Source organism: Bradyrhizobium archetypum, from assembly GCF_013114835.1.
Lineage (GTDB): Bacteria > Pseudomonadota > Alphaproteobacteria > Rhizobiales > Xanthobacteraceae > Bradyrhizobium > Bradyrhizobium archetypum.
In genome coordinates, this window is the sequence record NZ_JAAVLW010000009.1 from 121,583 (window position 1) to 141,978 (window position 20,396).

At 62.9% G+C, this 20,396-nt stretch carries 14 protein-coding genes; 11 read left to right on the forward strand and 3 right to left on the reverse strand.

Translation table 11 applies throughout. The annotated features are described in order from the left end of the window. Window positions 1-29 precede the first annotated feature (29 nt). From mobB to fdhF, 8 genes are all read left to right on the forward strand, one after another. Window positions 30-557 (forward strand): molybdopterin-guanine dinucleotide biosynthesis protein B, encoded by a 528-nt coding sequence (mobB, locus tag HCN50_RS27370; RefSeq protein WP_171713005.1) that lies wholly within the window; start codon window positions 30-32, stop codon window positions 555-557. Window positions 558-565: 8 nt separating this feature from the next. Then, window positions 566-1,819, forward strand: coding sequence for a molybdopterin molybdotransferase MoeA (locus HCN50_RS27375; protein ID WP_171713006.1), 1,254 nt, complete (start codon window positions 566-568; stop codon window positions 1,817-1,819). 68 nt (window positions 1,820-1,887) lie between these two features. Then, window positions 1,888-2,139 carry a sulfurtransferase TusA family protein gene (locus HCN50_RS27380; protein WP_171713007.1) on the forward strand — a complete coding sequence of 84 codons (252 nt, stop codon included), beginning with the start codon at window positions 1,888-1,890 and terminating at the stop codon, window positions 2,137-2,139. Window positions 2,140-2,208: 69 nt separating this feature from the next. Further along, a complete protein-coding gene (locus HCN50_RS27385; protein WP_171713008.1) occupies window positions 2,209-3,639 on the forward strand; it encodes a sigma-54-dependent transcriptional regulator in 1,431 nt (476 codons plus the stop codon). Then, window positions 3,632-5,656 (forward strand): sensor histidine kinase, encoded by a 2,025-nt coding sequence (locus HCN50_RS27390; RefSeq protein ID WP_171713009.1) that lies wholly within the window; start codon window positions 3,632-3,634, stop codon window positions 5,654-5,656. The genes HCN50_RS27385 and HCN50_RS27390 overlap by 8 nt, the downstream gene beginning before the upstream one ends. A gap of 408 nt (window positions 5,657-6,064) precedes the next feature. Beyond that, window positions 6,065-7,720 carry an OFA family MFS transporter gene (locus HCN50_RS27395; protein ID WP_171713010.1) on the forward strand — a complete coding sequence of 552 codons (1,656 nt, stop codon included), beginning with the start codon at window positions 6,065-6,067 and terminating at the stop codon, window positions 7,718-7,720. A 308-nt stretch (window positions 7,721-8,028) separates the two neighbouring features. Continuing rightward, window positions 8,029-9,747 (forward strand): NADH-ubiquinone oxidoreductase-F iron-sulfur binding region domain-containing protein, encoded by a 1,719-nt coding sequence (locus HCN50_RS27400; protein WP_171713011.1) that lies wholly within the window; start codon window positions 8,029-8,031, stop codon window positions 9,745-9,747. Then, window positions 9,744-12,509: a formate dehydrogenase subunit alpha gene (gene fdhF / locus HCN50_RS27405; protein WP_171713012.1), complete on the forward strand. Its 2,766-nt coding sequence runs from the start codon at window positions 9,744-9,746 to the stop codon at window positions 12,507-12,509. Before HCN50_RS27400 ends, fdhF begins: the two co-directional genes overlap by 4 nt. A 60-nt stretch (window positions 12,510-12,569) precedes the next feature. Here the strand turns inward: fdhF and HCN50_RS27410 are convergent, their stop codons facing one another. Next, on the reverse strand, window positions 12,570-13,319 hold the full coding sequence (locus HCN50_RS27410; RefSeq protein WP_171713013.1) for a crotonase/enoyl-CoA hydratase family protein: 750 nt from the start codon (window positions 13,317-13,319) through the stop codon (window positions 12,570-12,572). Between the two features lie 89 nt (window positions 13,320-13,408). Here HCN50_RS27410 and HCN50_RS27415 point away from each other — a divergent pair, with 89 nt between their 5' ends. Together HCN50_RS27415 and HCN50_RS27420 are read left to right on the forward strand one after the other, a co-directional pair. Then, entirely contained in the window at window positions 13,409-13,993 is a 585-nt protein-coding gene (locus HCN50_RS27415; protein ID WP_171713014.1) for a TetR/AcrR family transcriptional regulator, read from the forward strand. A 181-nt stretch (window positions 13,994-14,174) separates the two neighbouring features. Further along, window positions 14,175-14,780, forward strand: coding sequence for a pyridoxamine 5'-phosphate oxidase family protein (locus HCN50_RS27420; RefSeq protein ID WP_210265119.1), 606 nt, complete (start codon window positions 14,175-14,177; stop codon window positions 14,778-14,780). 84 nt (window positions 14,781-14,864) lie between these two features. Here the strand turns inward: HCN50_RS27420 and HCN50_RS27425 are convergent, their stop codons facing one another. Beyond that, a complete protein-coding gene (locus HCN50_RS27425; RefSeq protein WP_171713015.1) occupies window positions 14,865-16,472 on the reverse strand; it encodes an AMP-binding protein in 1,608 nt (535 codons plus the stop codon). 155 nt (window positions 16,473-16,627) lie between these two features. Next, window positions 16,628-17,512, reverse strand: coding sequence for a non-homologous end joining protein Ku (ku, locus tag HCN50_RS27430; protein ID WP_171713016.1), 885 nt, complete (start codon window positions 17,510-17,512; stop codon window positions 16,628-16,630). A 102-nt stretch (window positions 17,513-17,614) separates the two neighbouring features. On the opposite strand from ku, the gene ligD reads away from it, so the two are divergent. Then, window positions 17,615-20,275 carry a DNA ligase D gene (gene ligD, locus HCN50_RS27435; protein WP_171713017.1) on the forward strand — a complete coding sequence of 887 codons (2,661 nt, stop codon included), beginning with the start codon at window positions 17,615-17,617 and terminating at the stop codon, window positions 20,273-20,275. The last annotated feature ends 121 nt before the right edge of the window (window positions 20,276-20,396 follow it).

Genomic DNA, 20,396 nt, shown 5'->3' on the forward strand with positions numbered 1-20,396 from the left:
CGGTCCTGGCCAAGGCAGCGGAGAACGCAATGAAAGTGATAGGCCTCGCCGGATGGAGCGGCGCCGGCAAGACCACCTTGCTGACGCGGGCGATCCCGCAATTCGCAAGACAGGGCCTGCGCGTGTCCGTGATCAAGCACGCCCATCATGCCTTCGATGTCGACGTGCCCGGCAAGGATTCCTGGCGGCACCGCGAGGCCGGTGCGGCCGAAGTGCTGGTGTCCTCCAGCAAGCGCTGGGCTCTCATGCACGAGTTGCGTGGCGACGCGGAGCCGAGACTGCCGGAACTGCTGGCGAAGATGTCGCGGGTCGATCTCGTCGTCGTCGAGGGATTCAAGCGCGAGCCGCATCGCAAGATCGAGGTCTATCGCGCTGCCAACGGCAAGCCGTTGATGTTCCCCGACGATCCCGGCATTGTCGGAATTGCGGCCGATACGGCGGTTGAAACTGCGCTGCCCACAGCCCATCTCGACGATATCGAGGCGGTGACGTCGATGATGCTGAAATCGGCGATTTCGCTCGAAGACGTGCTGGCCAAATGCGAAGCTGAGGGCTGATCAGGCACATGGCGCAATTGTCCGACGATTGCTTTGCCTTTGGCGGCCCGATGATGTCGGTCGATGAGGCCGTGGGTCTCATTGCTACGCGCGTGACGCCGGTCGTGGACGTCGAGACGGTCCCGCTTGCGCGCGCCGATGGCCGTATTCTCGTGCACGAACTTCTCGCGCCGTTACCGCTGCCGCCCTTCACCAACTCGGCCGTCGACGGTTATGCGGTGTCGAGCCGCGACCTGCCGCAGAAGGAAGAGCAGGCATTTCCGGTTACCGGCCGCGTCCAGGCGGGTGGCGCCGCATCTGCGCCACTCAAGCCGGGTCAGGCGATGCGCATCTTTACCGGCGCACCGATGCCCGAGGGCGCCGATACCGTGTTCATGCAGGAAGACGTCCGTGTCGAAGGCGACAAGGTCGTGCTTCCTGCGGGCCTCAAACCGGGCGCCAATGTGCGACCTGCGGGAGAGGATATTCCCGCAGGCTTTGCGGCGCTGAAGGCTGGTCAGCGGCTGCGGCCGCAGGACGTTGCGCTCGCCGCAGCCTTCGGTCTGACTGAGCTCAATGTGGTCAGACGCCTGCGCATTGCGGTATTTTCCACCGGCAATGAACTTGCCTCGCCGGGCGAGATGCGCGCTGCGACGCAATTGTTCGATTCCAACCGCTTCATGCTGATGGCAATGCTGTCGCGGCTCGGCTGCGAGGTCAGCGATCTCGGCATCATCGGGGATGACCGCGCCTCGCTCGCTCGCGCGCTGCAGGAGGTGGCCGCCGCGCACGACCTGATCCTCACCACCGGCGGTGTCTCGACCGGCGAGGAAGATCACGTCAAGGCGAGCGTCGAGAGCGTCGGCCGGCTCGTGCTGTGGCGGATGGCAATCAAGCCGGGACGTCCGGTTGCGATGGGCATTATCGGTGGCACGCCCTTTATCGGGTTGCCCGGCAATCCGGTGGCCAGCTTCGTCACCTTCGTTCACGTGGTGCGACCGACAATCCTGGCGCTTTCGGGCGCGATACAGGAGAGGCTGGTTCCGATACCGGTTCGCGCCGCTTTCACTTACAAGAAGAAGATCGCCCGCCGCGAATATGTGCGCGTGACCTTGCGCAGGGCCGCCGACGGTGCGCTCGAAGCGGTCAAGTTTCCGCGCGAAGGAGCGGGGCTCTTGTCCTCGTTGGTCGACACCGATGGCCTGGTCGAACTCGGTGAACAGGTCGCGCTGGTCGAGCCCGGCCAGGCGGTCGGCTTTCTGTCATATGCAAGTTTGCTGTAGGAAATCGCAGGGAAGCCGCCTGCCAGCCATCCGTTGACGGCACACTCCCGTTTCGCCATGGTCGCAACATGACCACCACCAAACTTGATCTTACCGGCCTCAAATGCCCCTTGCCGGCGCTGAAGACCCGCAAAGCGCTGAAGACGATCACACCCGGCGACTTCCTCGAGGTGCACTGCACCGATCCGTTGTCGGTGATCGATATTCCTAACCTGATCCGCGAGACCGGCGACAAGGTCGAGATCACCGAACGCGTCGAAACGCGCATTGTTTTTTTGATAGAAAAGGCAAATCGCCCGATAGAAAAGGCGAATGTCTAAGTCCTCCAGGTCGAGGATCACTAGAGCGTGCGATTGCCGGGTGCCGCAATCGGCCCTACAAACTCGCCCATGACTTCCCCGACATCGAAAGCGCGCGCAGCGGTGGGGCTTCCCGCGGGTAATGACCCGGCCAGAATCGGCCGGCCGGCCAGCGGTCCCGAATTCAGTGCGCTGGCGCAGGCCTCGATCCTGATCATCGACGACGAGCCCGGGATGCGCAATTTTCTGATGCGCACGCTGGGCCCGCGCTGCAAGCATGTGGAAGAGGCGGCAGACACCGAGGAAGCCTCGCGCAAGCTCGACAAGAACCGGTTCGATGTCGTGATCCTCGACAACATCATGCCGGGCAAGAATGGGGTCGACTGGCTGGCGGAGCAGCGGGCCGTCGGCTTCTTTGCGGATGCCATCCTCATCACGGCCTATGCCGATCTCGACACCGCAATTCAGGCGCTGCGCGCAGGTGCTGCCGATTTCGTGCTGAAACCTTTTCGCTCGAACCAAATCCTCAACGCGGTCGCGCGCTGCCTCGATCGCCTGCAACTGCAGCGCGAGAACTACGTGCTGCGCTATGCGTTGCGGGCTTCATCGGATCGCACATTCCTGCGCGACAATCTGGTCGGGACATCGCCGGCCACCCGTACGGTGCGCGAAACGATTGCGCGTGTCGCCCCGCTGCCGACCTCGATCCTGCTCACCGGCGAATCCGGCACCGGCAAGGAAGTTGCCGCGCGCTCGATACATTCGTTGTCCGACCGCGCCGATAAGCCGTTCGTGCCGGTGAACTGTGCCGCCATTCCGCCCGAGATGATCGAGGGCGAGCTGTTCGGCCACATCAAGGGCGCCTTCACCGGCGCGGATAGCGGCCGCGAGGGCCTGTTCCTCTATGCGCATGGCGGTACGCTGTTTCTCGATGAAATCGGCGAACTGCCGCTACCGATGCAGAGCAAGCTGCTGCGTGTCCTGGAGGACCGCCGCGTCCGTCCGGTCGGCTCCGAACGCGAAGTCCCGGTCGACCTTCGCTTCATCTTTGCGACCAATGCCGATCTACAGAAGGAAGTCGAGAAGGGACGCTTTCGTGCCGACCTCTATTACCGCCTGAACGTGATGCAGATTCGTCTGCCGCTCTTGAAGGACCGCGGCGATGATGTGCAGGAGCTTGCTACGATCTTCATGAACAAGCTCTCGACGCAGCTCGGCATGCCGCCGGTTCCTATCGACGGCGCGGTCCGCGCCGCACTGGCGAGCTACGACTGGCCCGGCAATGTGCGCGAGTTGCGCAACCTGATCGAGCGCACCTTGATCCTCGGCGCATTCCCGGACGATTTTGCCGGCCCGCGAAACGATGGGCAGCCCGCCACCGCCGACAGTCTGGCGGATTTGGAGCGCCGGCACATTCTTTCGGTGCTGAAGGAAACCGGCGGCAACCGCGAAGAAGCGGCGCGGCGGCTCGGCATCTCGCGCAAGACCATCGATCGCAAACTCGCGTTATGGAATGGCTGACCGGACGAGCAGCATGGAAGCGCCGGTGCGCGGGCGATCCGTCCGCTTTCGGCTGCTCGCCATTGCACTATTGCCGATGCTGGTCATCCTGCCGCTTCTGCTGGGGGTCGCCATCTATCGTTGGAACGCGCGGTTCGATGCCACGCTGATTTCGAAGGTGAACGGCGATCTTACCATCGCCCACCAATATCTGGCCCGCATTCTGGAAAAGACCGGCGTGCAGATTCGCGGGTTGAGCCTCTCGTTCCGCTTCCGTGAAGTTGAAGAGCAGGAAACGCTCTCGGCCGTCGAGACGTTGCTCGAACAGTCACGCAAGGAGATCGGCCTCGACTTCCTCTATTTGATGGATGCCGGTGGCAAGGTCATCGCCTCGTCACCCGCGCTCAAGGGAGCGCCAAGGGCCGAGTGGCCGATCATCACTTCGGCGTTGTCAAGCGAATCCCCGGCGACCGGCATCGATATCTTTACCAACGACGAACTTGCGGCGATTTCGCCTGCGCTTGCCGAGCGCGCGCGCCTCGACCTGGTGCCGACGCCAAATGCGGTGCCGACCGATCGCAGCACGGAAGCCCATGGCATGGTGGTGCATGCCGCGAGCCGCGCGACGGCGCCTGGAGGAGGACCAGCCGCGCTGGTTGGCGGCATTCTGCTGAACCAGAATCTGGAATTCATCGATACCATTAACGACCTCGTCTATCGCGCGGCAAGCCTGCCAGAAGGAAGCCAGGGAACGGCGACACTGTTCCTGGACGACGTACGGATTTCGACCAATGTCCGGCTGTTCGAGGGACGCCGCGCGTTGGGGACGCGGGTGTCGGCGGCGGTTCGCTCAGCAGTCATGGGCGAGGGGCGCACCTGGCTGGACAGCGCCTTCGTCGTCAACGACTGGTACATCTCGGCCTATGAGCCGCTCGTCGACACCTACGGCAAGCGTGTCGGCATGCTCTATGTCGGATTTCTGCAGAAGCCGTTCAACGATGCCAAGCTCGAAACACTCCTGATCATCGCGCTCGCGTTCATCGTGATCACGGCGGCAACCGTACCGATCTTCCTGCGCTGGGCGCAATCGATCTTCATGCCGCTCGAACGCGTCACCGCGACGATCGGCGAAGTGGAGAGCGGTAATCTCTCCGCGCGGACCAAATTGCCAGCGTCTGGCGACGAGATCGGCCGCGTGGCGTTCCACCTCGATACGTTGCTGGACCAGATCCAGGAGCGCGATCGCCAGTTGCGCGCGTGGAACGAGGAGTTGAACGCGCGGGTACGCGAGCGGACCCGCGAGCTCGAGCTCGCCAATCTGAAGCTCGAGGCGACCACCAAGCAGCTCATCATGTCGGAAAAACTCGCCGCCATCGGCGAGATCACGGCTGGTGTTGCCCACGAGATCAACAACCCGATCGCGGTGATGCAGGGCAATCTCGACGTCATCCGCAGCGTGATCGGTGCCGACGTCGAAAAGGCCAAGGTCGAGTTCCGCCTGGTCGACGAGCAGATCCACCGCATCAGCCAGATCGTCACCAAGCTCCTGCAGTTTGCGCGGCCGGAGGAATATGCCGGCTATATCGAGCGTCATGCGCCTGGCGCCGTCGTGGCGGACTGCCTGCCACTGGTGCAGCATCTCCTGAACAAGACCGAAATCAAGCTTACACGGGAAGACCGCGCGAGCCGGCTGGTCCTGATGAATCGCACCGAACTGCAGCAGGTGCTGATCAACCTGATCGTCAACGCGATCCACGCCATGCCGGATGGCGGAACGCTGACCCTTCGATCCTTCGATGCCGATCGCGACGGCGTGACCGGCATTGTCATCGAGGTGGCCGACACGGGAATCGGCATGGATGCGGATGTCGTGGAGAGGGTATTCAATCCCTTCTTTACAACAAAGCGCCGCGATGGAACCGGCCTTGGTCTTTCCATCAGCCAGACCCTGATCAAGCGCCAGCGTGGCCAGATTACGGTGGAGAGCGAAGTCGGCCGGGGAAGTACGTTCCGCGTGTGGCTTCCGGAGGCGGATTGATTACGACTGATTTGGACATTTTGTCCGGCAGGTCCGGACATTTTGTCTTCAGCGGCACGATGGTCACCCGCAAGTCATTGATCTCCGGCATCGTGCCATTTGGCACATGGATTGCTCACTCCTTTTCGACAAGGTGAAAAGGGAGGGCGTCAACCAGCGGTGCGCAGTCGAGTTGAGCTGTCGCCCGCGCAATCATGCCGGCAAAATCTCACCTCAATTGGCCGGCATTGCTGCGAACATAATCAAAAGCATCAGGGTGGATGTTCTCGAATGCGCGGGTCAATTCCGCGCGTTAGCGGAATCGCATGGAACAGCGGATGGGGCTGTTCCACTGCGCGGCCGAAGATGACGGACGGAAAACAGTAAAACAGAGGCCCAGTTCAAGACTGGGCCGCAGGGGAAATAGCGATGACAACAATCAGTAGCGCCGGGAGCATCCCGGGCGCAGGAACAGGATTCCTTGACAAAGAGCGAACGATTGCGACAGCCGGCTTCAACCGCTGGCTGGTGCCGCCGGCGGCGCTTTGCATCCATCTTTGCATCGGCATGGCCTATGGCTTCAGCGTGTTCTGGCTGCCGCTGTCGCGCGCGATCGGCGTGACGGCGCCAAAGGCCTGCCCCGACATGACGCTGGTGCAGGAATTGTTCACCACCACCTGCGACTGGAAAGTCGCCAGCATGGGCTGGATGTATACGCTGTTCTTCGTGCTGCTTGGCGTCTCCGCCGCGATTTGGGGCGGCTGGCTGGAGCGCGTCGGACCGCGCAAGGCAGGTTTTGTGTCGGCGCTGTGCTGGTGCGGCGGTCTCGTGCTGGGCGCGATCGGCATCATCACCCATCAACTGTGGCTGTTGTGGCTGGGCTCCGGCGTCATCGGCGGCATCGGGCTCGGCCTCGGCTACATCTCGCCGGTGTCGACGCTGGTGAAATGGTTTCCGGACCGTCGCGGCATGGCGACCGGCATGGCCATCATGGGTTTTGGCGGCGGCGCCATGATCGGCGCGCCGCTGGCGAACCTGTTGATGAATTATTTCAGGTCGCCGACCTCGGTCGGCGCCTGGGAAACCTTCATCGCGATGGGCGCGATCTATTTCGTGTTCATGATGATCGGCGCCTTTCGCTATCGCATTCCGCCGGCGGGCTGGCGGCCCGAGGGTTGGACGCCGCCGGCGAAGGCCAATGCGATGATCTCGCAGAACCACGTCCACCTGAAGGACGCGCACAAGACGCCGCAGTTCTGGCTGATCTGGTGGGTGCTCTGCCTCAACGTCTCGGCTGGCATCGGCGTGATCGGCATGGCCTCGCCGATGCTGCAGGAAATCTTCGCCGGCAAGTTGATCGGACTGCCCGACGTCGGCTTCAACCAGCTCGACGCCACGCAGAAGGCGACGATTGCGGGTATCGCGGCCGGCTTTGCCGGGCTGCTCTCGCTGTTCAACATCGGCGGCCGGTTCTTCTGGGCCTCGCTGTCGGACAAGATGGGCCGCAAGAACACGTACTATACGTTCTTCATTTTGGGCATCGCGCTCTACGCGCTGGCGCCGACATTTGCGGCGATGGGCTCAAAACTTCTGTTCGTGCTCGGCTTCGGCATTATCCTGTCGATGTATGGCGGCGGCTTCGCCACCGTGCCGGCCTATCTGGCCGATATGTTCGGCACACAGTTCGTCGGCGCTATCCATGGCCGTCTGCTGACCGCGTGGTCGACGGCGGGCATCATCGGTCCCGTAGTCGTAAACTACATCCGCGAGTTCCAGCTTGCCGCCGGCGTGCCGCGCGACCAGCTCTACAACACCACGATGTATATACTGTGTGCGATGCTGATCGCGGGCTTGATTTGCAACTATCTGATCAAGCCGGTCGACGCGAAGTGGCACATGAGCGATGCCGAGGTCGCCAAGCTGCAGGCGGCGACAGCGAATGCCGGCAGCTCGGGACCGTCAGGTTCCTACGGCATCGGCTTTGGCGGGCTCGACGCCAAGGCCGCGCTGTTCTGGGCGTTCGTCGGCATTCCCCTGGCCTGGGGCGTGTGGAAGACGCTGGAAAGCGCCGTCAAGATCCTCTGACTCTTCTGGCCGTCGCGGGACGCGCGTTCCGCGACGGCATTCAGATGCGATGTCGAATTCAAATCGGGTAATCGGAAACCCAGATCAATGCGCATTCGCAATCGCAGCATGAGACGGCTTTATTGATCTCCGAGCCAAATTCGCGTTCTCATTCAGGGATCAGGCAAAGCGAACGTGGTTGCTCCGGGCCCGGATAGGATCGAAAGCTCGCGGCCTGTGTTTGCCCTAAACATCTGACAAACCTCTTGGCATCTGGCATGCCACGGACTAGAGTTGGCCGGCAGACCGGCAGGAACGAGACCGTTTCGATGGATCACGACGTACACGACCTACAAAAAGTCCGCTCGTTCGATCATCCTGGCGCGGGACGGAAACGGGCCAAGGCAACGCCGAAGGGCCGCCAGGTCGATCCCACCGCCGCCCATGAGATCGAGCTCCTGCTCGGCGACCGGCCGCGGCGCCGCGATCTGCTGATCGAGCATCTGCACCTGATCCAGGACAGGTATCACCAGATCTCGGCGGCGCATCTGGCGGCGCTGGCCGATGAGATGAAGCTCTCGTTTGCGGAAGTGTTCGAGACCGCGACGTTCTATGCGCATTTCGACGTGGTGAAGGAGGGCGCGCCCGACATCGCGCCATTGACCATTCGGGTCTGCGATTCACTGACCTGCGCCATGATGGGCGCGGAAAAGTTGCTGCATGATCTGCAGGACAAGGCAGGCCCCGGCATCCGCGTGGTGCGCGCGCCCTGCGTCGGCCGCTGCGACACGGCGCCCGCCGCGGAAGTCGGCCATCACTTCGTCGATTATGCTTCCGTGGCGAACGTGCTCGCCGCCGCGAAGGCCGGCGACACCCACGCGGATCTGCCCAAATATACTGACTATGACGCCTATATCGCGGATGGCGGCTACAAGCTGCTCAACCGCCTGCGCTCCGGCGAAATGAGCAGGGAAGAGCTCCTGAAGGCGCTCGACGACGCTTCGCTGCGCGGGCTCGGCGGCGCGGGCTTTCCGACCGGGCGCAAATGGCGCGCGGTGCTGGGTGAGCCCGGCCCGCGGCTGATGGCCATCAATGGCGACGAGGGCGAGCCTGGGACGTTCAAGGATCGCTATTACCTCGAGACCGATCCGCACCGCTTCATCGAGGGCATGCTGATCGGCGCGCATGTGGTCGAGGCGAGCGACGTCTACATCTACATCCGAGACGAATATCCGGCCTCGCGCGAAATCCTCACGCGCGAAATTGCGAAGCTGCCGCCGGGTGGGCCTGTCTTGCACATGCGGCGGGGTGCGGGCGCCTATATTTGCGGCGAGGAATCCTCGCTGCTCGAATCGATCGAGGGCAAGCGCGGCCTGCCCCGGCACAAGCCGCCGTACCCGTTCCAGGTCGGCCTGTTCGGTCTGCCGACGCTGATCAACAATATCGAGACGCTGTGGTGGGTGCGCGACATCGTCGAGAAGGGCGCCGACTGGTGGAAGAGTCACGGCCGCAACGACCGTCACGGCCTGCGCAGCTATTCGGTGTCGGGACGCGTGAAAAATCCCGGCATGAAGCTGGCGCCGGCCGGCGTCACCGTGCGCGAGCTGATCGACGAGTTCTGCGGCGGCATGGCCGATGGCCACACCTTCCACGCCTATCTTCCGGGTGGCGCATCGGGCGGCATTTTGCCGGCGTCGATGGACAACATCCCGCTCGACTTCGGCACCCTGGAAAAATACGGCTGCTTCATCGGTTCGGCCGCGGTCGTCATCCTGTCCGAGCAGGACAGCGTGAGGGATGCGGCGCTGAATCTGATGAAATTCTTCGAGGATGAAAGCTGCGGCCAGTGCACGCCGTGCCGTGTCGGCACCCAGAAGGCAGCGCTTTTGATGCAGCGGCCGGTCTGGAACCGCGAACTGCTCGATCAATTGAGCCAGGCGATGCGCGACGCCTCGATTTGCGGGCTTGGACAAGCCGCCTCGAATCCACTGACGTCAGTGATTAAATATTTTCCGGAAGAATTCGTGCCGAAAGAGGCCGCGGAATGACCAAGATCAAGTTCGAACTCGACGGCCAACAGGTCGAGGCCAACGCGGGCGAGACCATCTGGCAAGTGGCCAAACGCCACCAGAAGGAAATCCCGCACCTCTGCTATTCGCCGGAGCCGGACTACCGGCCGGACGGCAACTGCCGTGCCTGCATGGTCGAGATTGAGGGCGAGCGCGTGCTGGCTGCGTCCTGCAAGCGCACGCCGAGCGTCGGCATGAAGGTGAAGACCGAAAGTGCGCGTGCGGTCGCGGCGCAGAAGATGGTCATGGAATTGCTGGTCGCCGATCAGCCGGCCCGCGAGACCTCGCACGATCCCGATTCGAAATTCTGGCACTGGGCCGATAAGGTCGAGGTCACCGAGAGCCGCTTCCCAGCGGCCGAACGGTGGACGAGCGATACCAGTCACCCCGCCATGAGCGTCAATCTCGACGCCTGCATTCAGTGCGGCCTCTGCGTGCGCGCCTGCCGCGAGGTGCAGGTCAACGACGTCATCGGCATGGCCTATCGCAACGCCGGCGCCAAGATCGTGTTCGACTTCGACGATCCAATGGGGGAATCCACCTGCGTCGCCTGCGGCGAATGCGTGCAGGCCTGTCCGACCGGTGCACTGATGCCGTCCGTGATGCTGGACGAGAAGCAGACCCGCGTCACTTATGCCGACAAAAAGGTGGATTCGCTGTGCCCGTTCTGCGGCGTCGGTTGCCAGGTCACCTATCAGGTCAAGGACGAGAAGGTCATCTATGCTGAGGGCCGCGACGGCCCGGCCAACCACAACCGCCTCTGCGTCAAGGGCCGCTTCGGTTTCGACTACATCCATCACCCGCATCGTCTGACCAAGCCGCTGGTGCGGCTGGCCAACGCCAGGAAGGATGCCAACGACCAGGTCGATCCGGCCAATCCGTTCACGCACTTTCGCGAAGCCTCGTGGGAAGAGGCGCTGGATATCGCCGCAAAGGGCCTGGTGAAAATTCGCGACGAGAAGGGCGTCAAGGCGCTGGCCGGCTTCGGCTCGGCCAAGGGCTCGAACGAAGAGGCGTACCTCTTCCAGAAGCTGGTGCGCACCGGCTTCGGCTCCAACAATGTCGACCACTGCACGCGGCTCTGCCATGCCTCGTCGGTCGCAGCCTTGATGGAAGGCCTGAACTCTGGCGCGGTGTCCGCGCCGTTTGCCGCCGCGATGGACGCCGAAGTCATCATCGTGATCGGCGCCAATCCGACCGTGAACCATCCGGTCGCCGCGACCTATCTCAAGAACGCGGCCAAGCGCGGTGCCAAGCTGATCGTGATGGACCCGCGCCGGCAGGCGCTGTCGCGCCACGCCTGGAAGCATCTCGCGTTCAAGCCCGGCAGCGATGTCGCCATGCTGAACGCGATGCTCCACACCATCATCACCGAAGGGCTGACCGACCAGCAATATATTGCGGGATATACCGAGGGCTTTGACGAGCTCGCCGAGCGCATCAAGGAATTCCCGCCGGAGAAGATGGAAGCGATCTGCGGCATTCCGGCCGAGACGCTGAAGGAAGTGGCGCGGGCTTATGCGCGCTCGCGTGCCTCGATCATCTTCTGGGGCATGGGCATCAGCCAGCACATCCATGGCACCGACAACGCGCGCTGCCTGATTGCGTTGGCGCTGACGACGGGCCAGGTTGGCCGCCCCGGCACCGGCCTGCATCCGCTGCGTGGCCAGAACAATGTGCAGGGCGCTTCCGATGCCGGCCTGATCCCGATGTTCCTGCCGGACTACCAGCCGGTCGGACGCACTGATCTGCGCCAGCCGTTTGAAAAACTCTGGCACCAGGACCTCGATCCTGTACGTGGATTGACCGTGGTCGAGATCATGAATGCGATCCATGCCGGCGAGATCACCGGCATGTATATCGAGGGCGAAAACCCCGCGATGTCGGATCCCGATCTGCAGCATGCGCGCGAGGCGCTGGCCAAGCTTGACCATCTGGTGGTGCAGGATCTCTTTGTCACCGAAACCGCATTCCATGCCGACGTGATTCTGCCCGCCTCGGCGTTTGCCGAGAAGAGCGGCACCTTCACCAACACCGACCGCCGCGTGCAGCTCGCGCGCGAAGTGATCCGTCCGCCCGGCGATGCGCGGCAGGATCTCTGGATCATCCAGGAGATCGGCAAGCGGATGGGCCTGCCGTGGAACTACAACGGCGCGGCCGATGTCTTCACCGAGATGACGCAGGTGATGCCGTCCTTGAAGAATATCACCTGGGAGCGGCTGGTGCGCGAGGGCGCGGTGACCTATCCGGTCGACGATCCGAACAAGCCGGGCAACGAGATCATCTTCACCACGGGCTTCCCGACCGAAAGCGGCCGCGGCAAGATCGTGCCGGCCAAGGTGGTGCCGCCGGATGAACTGCCCGACGCCGAATATCCGATGGTGCTGTCCACCGGCCGCGTGCTCGAACATTGGCACACCGGTTCGATGACTCGCCGCGCCAGCGTGCTCGATCAGATCGAGCCGGAGGCGGTGGCGTTCATGTCGCCGAAGGATATGCGCAAGCTCAGCGTCTGGCCTGGCGATTTCATTCGCCTGCAGACGCGCCGCGGCGCCGTCGAGGTCAAGGTGCGTTCCGACCGCGACGTGCCCGAGAACATGGTGTTCATGCCGTTCTGTTATGCGGAGGCGGCGGCGAACCTGTTGACCAACCCGGCGCTCGATCCGTTCGGCAAGATTCCCGAATTCAAGTTCTGCGCGGTTCGTGCCGAGCGCGTCGAACTGCGCGACGCGGCGGAGTAGAGCACCGCGTCCGACGTCAGGTCCCGGCAAAAGCCGGGACCGCATCATGGATACTCCAGCCTAATTCCTGGCGCCCGGGAGCACGACGGCCGTCCGCGCCTTGCTGTTCGCTTCATACGCCGCCATCGTCAATTCCCGCTCGATCGCCGCCCGCATCGCTTCCGCGGTCGATCGGCGCAGCCGCTTCTTGGCGGTGGCGTGGGAAGGCCCGTGGATGGCGCGCAATGCCGCGATGGTATCGCCAAGCGTCTTGTCGATCATGGCTTGCGGCACGATACGATCGAGAAAGCCTGCGGCAACGGCGTCTTCCGGCTTGTACATCTCTCCCAACACCGCGGTGCGGCTCAACCACGTCGGATGCAGGCGGCTGCGGGCGAGCTCGATGGCAAATCCGGGCGGCGAAATGCCGATGGCGACTTCGTTGAGACCCATCCGGTGCGGACCATGCGCGCCGAGCCGCACGTCGCAGGCGAGCAGCAGGAAAGTACCCATGGGGTAGGCGTGGCCTTCCAGAACGCCGATGGTCGGAAGCGGATGCAGCATCAGCCGCAAGGCAAGCTCGGCGCCGGCCTTCACCATCGCCAGGCTTCCCGCAATATCGCCGGAGGCAAACACCTTGAGATCGAAGCCGGCGGAGAAAATCTCTGGTCGGGTGGAGCGCAGCACCACGATATCAGCCTCGTTTTCCGTGCGATCAAGCGCCGAATCGATGTCAGCCAGCATCGCGGCTGACATGACATTCACCTTGCCGTCGTCCAGTTCGATATGGGCGACCCTGTTTTCCACCCGGTAATGCACGCGTTGCGTCATCTTCATCATCTCCCTTTTGCGTGCCCTTGACTATCGGAAGCTGATGTAGACCAATCAATATAGTCTGCTCTGCATCAAAAGGGGACGCCATGCCCGCCATTCCGAAGCATCGCCAGCCCATCATCAATGCCGCGGTGACACTATTCCGGCGGCAAGGTTATTCCCGCACCGGCCTCAACGATATCGTCGACGTCAGTGGCGCACCGAAGGGGTCGCTCTATCATTACTTTCCACTCGGAAAGTCCTCGATTGCCGTCGCTGCGGTCGAGGAGGCAGGCCGCCGCGTGGCAACCACCATCGAAGCGCTCGCGAAGGAATGCCGCTCGACCGGCGACCTGTTGCGGGCGCATGCAAGGCTGTTGGCGGGGTGGATGCGAGGCTCGGGATTTCGCAATGGCTGTCCGATCACAACCGTTCTGCTCGAGCTTGCGCCAAGGGAGCGCGCGGTAGCCGAGGCCGGCAGGAAGGCCTATGCGGCGCGCGTGGCAATCCTGTCGGACAAGCTCGTGGCCGACGGCCATCCGAAGGCGCGCGCCGAGGCGCTTGCGGTGCTCTGCACGTCGGCGATGCAGGGAGCGCTGATTCAGGCGCGCGTCGAACGCAGCGGCCGCCCGATCGAAGTGACGGCGGCTGAGTTGGCGCGGCTATTGGAGGAGCGGCCCGCGGGCGTGTAAGGCGCAGTGCGAACAGCCGGTAGGCTATCGTCCGGTCGTGTTGGGTCGCCACGCGGACAGGTGACGCCGCCCATTGCCGTACTCCGAGGCGGACGAGTGATATGCTGATGGGGCACTATGATCGCCACCCCGAAGTGCTGACCTCGCACGCCACAGAGACTTGATAGCAGGAGGGTACCGGATGACCGAGAGCATCATGTATCATGAAGGCAATCGACAATTGCAGGATCGGTTCGACAGCCGCCGGAGTTCGGACCGGCTGGAAGAGAAGCTGATGCGCAGGGAATTTACTGCTGACGACAAGCAATTCATCGAAAGCCTGCCCTACTTCTTCCTGGCGACCGCCGATGCCGGGGGCCGGCCCGATTGCTCGTTCAAGGGCGGTGCGCCGGGCTTCGTGCGCATCACCGGTCCGTCCGAGATCGCATTCCCCGACTATGACGGCAACGGCATGTTCAAGAGCCTCGGCAACATCCTCGTCAATGCCGATGTCGGTTTGCTGTTCATTGCCATGCATGACAAGCCGCGGCGGCTGCGCGTCAACGGCAGCGCCAGGGTGAGCGACAACGATCCGCTGCTATCGGAAACCGTCGGCGCACAGCTCATCGTTCGCGTCACCGCGCGCGCGATCTTTCCGAATTGCCCGCGCTACATTCCGACGATGGGCGCGATCGAGCCGTCGATCTATGTGCCGGTTGCCGGACAGGACGCGCCGGAACCGGCGTGGAAAGGCTTTGCGGATTTCAAGGACTGCATCCATCCGCGGCAGCCGACGTTCAAGGGTTAGGGAGCGATTGTAGTCTGCACCGCAAATTACCTCCATGCGTTCGTAGCGACGACGGCGAATGTTTCTGCAGTGAACGGAAGCGGTTTAGACCGGCGTCATCTCGCCCTTGGTGCACGCCTCACGCAGCTTGAATTTCTGGATCTTGCCTGATCCGGTCAGTGGGAATGCGTCGACGACGTACCAGTGTTTCGGCGTCTTGTGTGGGGCGAGCGAGGCGCGCATGTAGGCGATCAGCTCTTCCTTGTCGATCGCAGCGCCCGGCGCGGGGCGGATGAAGGCCGCGACCTCTTCACCCCATTTCTCGTGCGGCAGGCCGATCACGGCGACTTCGCCGACCTTGGGGTGCTTGAACAGCAGCTCCTCAAGTTCGCGCGGATAGATGTTTTCGCCGCCGCGGATGATCATGTCCTTAAGGCGGCCTTCCACCGTACAGTAGCCGCGCGCGTCCATCGCGCAGAGATCGCCGGTATGCAGCCAGCCGTCAGCATCGATCGCGGCGGCGGTCGCATCAGGCATTTCGAAGTAACCGATCATGACGTGATAGCCGCGGGTGCAGAATTCGCCGATCGTGCCGACCGGCACGGTCTCGCCGGTGTTCGGGTCGATGATCTTGGTTTCCATGTTGGGAAGCGGCAGGCCGATCGTGTTGGCCTTGTCCTCGACGCTGTCATGGGTGCGGGTCTGCGCCGCGACCGGGGAGCATTCGGTCTGGCCGAACACGATGGTGAAGGGCGCGCCGAGCTTTTCCTCGAGCAGCCGCACCAGTGAGGCCGGCACGGTCGAGCCGCCGGAGCAGATCGCCTTGACCGATGAGAGATCGGTCGTTGCGAATGTCGGATGCTCCAGCATCGCGACCAGCATGGTGGGCACGCCGAGCATCGCATTGCCGCGATAGGTCCCCAGCATTTCCAGCACGAGGCCGGGCTCGAAGGCTTCGATCAGCACCTGGGTCGCCGCTTTCGATACCGCGCCTATGACGCAGCAGACGCAGCCGCCGGTGTGAAACAGCGGCATGGTGGTGACGAAGACGTCGCCGGAATCGACGCCCATCCGGTCGGCGGTGTCGGCGCCGTTGTTCAGCAGCCCACGATGCCGGAGCAGGGCGCCCTTTGGAAAGCCGGTCGTGCCCGAGGTGTACTGGATCATCACAGGATCGTCGGGACTGACGGCGGGGAGCGTGATGCTCTCATCATCGCCAGCGGCAATGAAGGCGTTCCAGTCGATAAAACAGATGATTTCGCGCAATTCGGGACAGTTCGGCGCGATTGCCTGCACCGTCTCGAGCATGGGGTTGCCGCGGAAGCCGTCGACGACGAAGACACCGGCCGAGCGCGACTGCTTCAGCACGTACTCCACCTCACGGGCGCGAAAGGCGGGGTTGACGGTGACAAGCACCATGCCTGCGAGGCCCGCGCCGAATTCGAGCATGATCCATTCCGGGATGTTTTGCGCCCAGACCGCGATGCGCTCGCCGGGCCGAAAGCGGGATAACAGCGCGCGCGCCGTGCGCTGCGCCTCCCGATAGAATTCCGCGTAGGTCCATTGCCGTCGCAGCGCAGGATCGGGTACGCCCGCGATCAGGGCGAGACGATCGGGTGCGGCCTCGGCCGCCTTGCGCAAGAGATCGCCGAACGTCATTTCCCGTACCGCAGGCGTAGTCGGCCCTGCGACGTACGATTCCGTCAATGCCATCAAACCCTCCCCGGTCCGGCGCCGTTATTGTCGGTGGCGTCAGGTCCCAGGGGGAAAATGCCTTCCGGCGCTGGCCAATGCAAGCCGACGTGAGGTTGGGTCGAGGAGGGACGGCAACTCAGTCATTGCACAGCAATGACGGCCGGGAGCGAGCCTCAGCTCGCCTTGCGATGCCTGGCTGTGGACCGGTGCGCTTTCCGTGCCGTCCGGCGTGCCGGCGCCCGCCGCGACGCCGGGCCATGCGCGCGCCGTTTCGTTGCCGCCTTGCCTTTCAGGCTGGCCTTGAGCGCATCCATCAAATTGATGACGTTGTCCGGTTTTTCCTCCGGCTCGGCGACCTTGATCGGCTTGCCGGACGCCTTGCGACGCACCAGCGCCTTCAGCGCATCCTCGTATTCGTCCTTGAACTTCGAGGGATCGAAATGCGCGGCCTTGGTGTGCAGGATGTGGCCGGCGAGTTCGACCATATCCTTTGTAATCTTCGGGGTCTTGATGCCCTCGAAATAGTCCTCTTCATCGCGCAGTTCGTAAGGATATCGCAGCGTGGTGCCGAGCAGGCCCTTGCCGAGCGGCTCGATCGCCATGACGTGCTCGCGGTTGGTCAGCACGATGCGCGCCAGCGCAACGCGGTCCTCTTCCTTCATGGCGTCGCGGATCACCGCGAAGGCATCCACCGCGGCCTTGCCGTCGGGTGCGATGTAATAGGGATGGTTGTAATAGCGCTTGTCGATTTCCTCCCGCGGTACAAAGCTGTCGATCTCGATCGTGTGATTGCTCTCGATCTGGACGGCTTCGAGTTCCTCCTTTTCGATCTCGACATACTGGCCCTTTTTCAGCTCATAGCCGCGGCCCTTCTGCTCGCTTTCGACGACATCGCCGGTTTCGGCATCGATCATCTGCTGCTTCAGCCGGTTGCCGGTTTCCTTATTGATCATGTGAAAACGGGTTTTCTCGACCGATGTCGAGGCCGGATAGAGCACCACCGGACATGACACCAGCGAGAGTTTCAGCGAGCCTTTCCAATAGGCGCGGGGGGCCATTTAGGGTCTCCGGCAAAGGTTGGGTTTGGGAACTTCAACGGTTAGTATGGGTTTTCGTTCCGAATGCCGCCGTGCGAGCGGACGTAAGGGTCGAGGTTTGCCGTGGCGTTGAAGAAACTCAGCACGTATCGAAAGAAGCGCGATTTCGGCAAGACGTCGGAGCCGTCCGGTGAAGTCAAGGTTGCGCCCGCCAAACGGCTCCGCTTCGTGATCCAGAAGCACGACGCGACGCGCCTGCATTACGATCTCCGGCTCGAATTCGGCGGCGTGTTCAAGTCCTGGGCGGTCACCAAGGGGCCCTCGCTTGATCCGCACGACAAGCGCCTGGCGGTCGAGGTCGAGGACCATCCGCTCGATTACGGCGATTTCGAAGGCACCATTCCGGAAGATCAGTATGGCGGCGGCACCGTGATGCTGTGGGACCGGGGCTATTGGGAATCCGACGATCCCGAGCGCGGCTTCAAGAAAGGCGATCTGAAATTCACGCTGCATGGCGGCAAGCTGCATGGAAGCTGGGTATTGGTGCGGATGCGGGGCGACCGCTATGGCGGCAAGCGCACCAACTGGCTTCTGATCAAGCACCGTGATGAATTCGCGAAAGAAGGCGAGGCCAACGACATCCTGGAGAACGATCGCTCCGTGGCCTCGGGGCGAACGATGGAGCAGATCGCCCAAGGCAAGGGCAGGGCGCCAAAGCCGTTCATGCTGGCCAGCAAAACGAAAGCCGACGCGGTCTGGCAATCGAACCGGGGCGATGCCGCCGAGGCGCGGACGTTGCGGAAGACGGCTGCCTTGCGGGCGGCGCCGGAAATCAAGACGCGCGCCCCCGCGCCAACCGTCAAACCGAAGAAGGTCGCGGCGATGCCGGATTTCGTGGCGCCGCAGCTTTGCACGGTGGTCGATCGGCCGCCCGGCGGCGCAGGCTGGTGCCACGAGATCAAGTTCGATGGCTATCGCGTGCAGTTGCGGGTCGAGGACGGCGATGCCGTGCTCTATACCCGCAAGGGGCTCGACTGGACCGACAAGTTCAAGGCGATCGCAGATGAAGCGAAGTCGCTTCCCGACGTGCTGATCGACGGCGAGATCGTCGCGCTCGATCACAACGGCGCGCCCAACTTCTCCACCCTGCAGGCGGCGCTGTCGGACGGGGACAGCGAAAGCCTGATCTTCTATGCGTTCGACCTGCTATTTGCCGATGGCGAGGATCTTCGCCGGCTGCCGCTCGGTGACCGCAAGCAACGGCTGAAGAAATTGCTGGAGGCGCAGAAGGGGAAGGACAAGCAGATCCGCTATGTCGAGCATTTCGAAAGCGGCGGCGATGCCGTCCTGCAGTCGGCCTGCAAGCTGGAGCTGGAAGGCATCGTTTCCAAGAAGCTGGACGGGCCCTACCGCTCCGGCCGTACCGAGAGCTGGACCAAGGCGAAGTGCCGGGCCGGTCACGAAGTGGTGCTAGGCGGCTGGAAGACCACCAACGGCAAATTCCGCTCGCTGATGGCGGGCGTCTATCGCGGCGATCATCTCGCTTTTGTCGGGATCGTCGGCACCGGTTTCGGGCAGGACAAGGTGCGCCGCATCATGCCGGCGCTGAAGGCGGCAGCCTCCGACAAGAGCCCGTTTGGCGGCAAGAACGCGCCGAAGAAGACCCGCGATGTGCATTGGCTGAAGCCCGAACTGGTGGCCGAGATCGAGTTCGCGGGCTTCACCGCGGATGGAAATATCCGCCAGGCCGCGTTCAAGGGGCTGCGGCAGGATAAGCCGGCCGAGGAGGTGGCGGCGGAAACGCCGTCCACCGCAGGGGTCGCACAGCCAAGGCCGGGCAAGGCAACAGCGGCCCGGGCAAGGCCTGCCGCGAACAAGACCGGCGAGGTCATGGGCGTGGTGATCTCCAAGCCTGACAAGGAACTGTGGCCCGATGCCGGCGACGGCGAGGGCGTCACCAAGCTCGACCTTGCGCAATATTTCGAGGCAGTCGGCGAATGGATGATCGGCCACCTCAAGGGCCGTCCATGCTCGCTCGTCCGTGCGCCGGACGGCATCCATGGCGAGACGTTCTTTCAGCGCCACGCCATGCAGGGCGCCTCCAACCTGTTCGAATTGGCCAAGGTTTCCGGCGATCGCAAACCCTATTTGCAAATAGATCGGGTCGAGGGGTTGGCGGCGGCCGCGCAGATCGGCGGGCTGGAGCTGCATCCCTGGAATTGCGCGCCGGACGCGTACGACACGCCGGGGCGGCTGGTGTTCGATCTTGATCCCGCCCCGGACATTGAATTTTCCGAAGTGATCGAAGCGGCCAAAGACATGCGCCAGCGGCTGGCTGCCGTCGGCCTCGAAAGCTTCTGCAAGACCACCGGCGGCAAGGGGCTGCACGTGGTGACCCCGTTGCTTCACGGCGCAAGGGACAAGGTGTCGTGGAAAGAGGCCAAGGGCTTCGCGCAAGCCATTTGCCAGTGGATGGCGAACGACGATCCCGAGCGCTATCTACTCAACATGTCGAAGAAGCTGCGCAAGGGAAAGATCTTTCTCGACTATCTTCGCAACGACCGCATGTCGACGGCGGTTGCTGTCCTGTCGCCACGTGCCCGCGAGGGCGCCACCGTCTCAATGCCGCTGACCTGGACGCAGGTGCGCGGCGATCTCGATCCGAAGAAGTACACGGTCCGCACCGTGCCGGCTTTACTGGCAAAAACGAAGGCCTGGGATGGCTATGATGACGCGGCGGCGTCGATCAAGACGGCAATGAAGAAGCTGGTTGGGAAGGTCTAGCTGTACACTCCGCTGCGATACCCCTCGAAAGCGGGGTATCCAGTACGCTGCGGCCCCTCGATCGATTACGAACGTCTCTGGAATACTGGATCACCCGCTTTCGCTTTCGCGGGTGATGACA

Excerpts from the sequence above, each read along its gene's own strand:
- mobB (WP_171713005.1), top strand. The coding sequence starts at position 30 with ATGAAAGTGATAGGCCTCGCCGGATGGAGCGGCGCCGGCAAGACCACC.
- HCN50_RS27375 (WP_171713006.1), top strand. The coding sequence starts at position 566 with ATGGCGCAATTGTCCGACGATTGCTTTGCCTTTGGCGGCCCGATGATG.
- HCN50_RS27380 (WP_171713007.1), top strand. The coding sequence starts at position 1,888 with ATGACCACCACCAAACTTGATCTTACCGGCCTCAAATGCCCCTTGCCG.
- HCN50_RS27385 (WP_171713008.1), top strand. The coding sequence starts at position 2,209 with ATGACTTCCCCGACATCGAAAGCGCGCGCAGCGGTGGGGCTTCCCGCG.
- HCN50_RS27390 (WP_171713009.1), top strand. The coding sequence starts at position 3,632 with ATGGCTGACCGGACGAGCAGCATGGAAGCGCCGGTGCGCGGGCGATCC.
- HCN50_RS27395 (WP_171713010.1), top strand. The coding sequence starts at position 6,065 with ATGACAACAATCAGTAGCGCCGGGAGCATCCCGGGCGCAGGAACAGGA.
- HCN50_RS27400 (WP_171713011.1), top strand. The coding sequence starts at position 8,029 with ATGGATCACGACGTACACGACCTACAAAAAGTCCGCTCGTTCGATCAT.
- fdhF (WP_171713012.1), top strand. The coding sequence starts at position 9,744 with ATGACCAAGATCAAGTTCGAACTCGACGGCCAACAGGTCGAGGCCAAC.
- HCN50_RS27410 (WP_171713013.1), bottom strand. The coding sequence starts at position 13,319 with ATGACGCAACGCGTGCATTACCGGGTGGAAAACAGGGTCGCCCATATC.
- HCN50_RS27415 (WP_171713014.1), top strand. The coding sequence starts at position 13,409 with ATGCCCGCCATTCCGAAGCATCGCCAGCCCATCATCAATGCCGCGGTG.
- HCN50_RS27420 (WP_210265119.1), top strand. The coding sequence starts at position 14,175 with ATGACCGAGAGCATCATGTATCATGAAGGCAATCGACAATTGCAGGAT.
- HCN50_RS27425 (WP_171713015.1), bottom strand. The coding sequence starts at position 16,472 with ATGGCATTGACGGAATCGTACGTCGCAGGGCCGACTACGCCTGCGGTA.
- ku (WP_171713016.1), bottom strand. The coding sequence starts at position 17,512 with ATGGCCCCCCGCGCCTATTGGAAAGGCTCGCTGAAACTCTCGCTGGTG.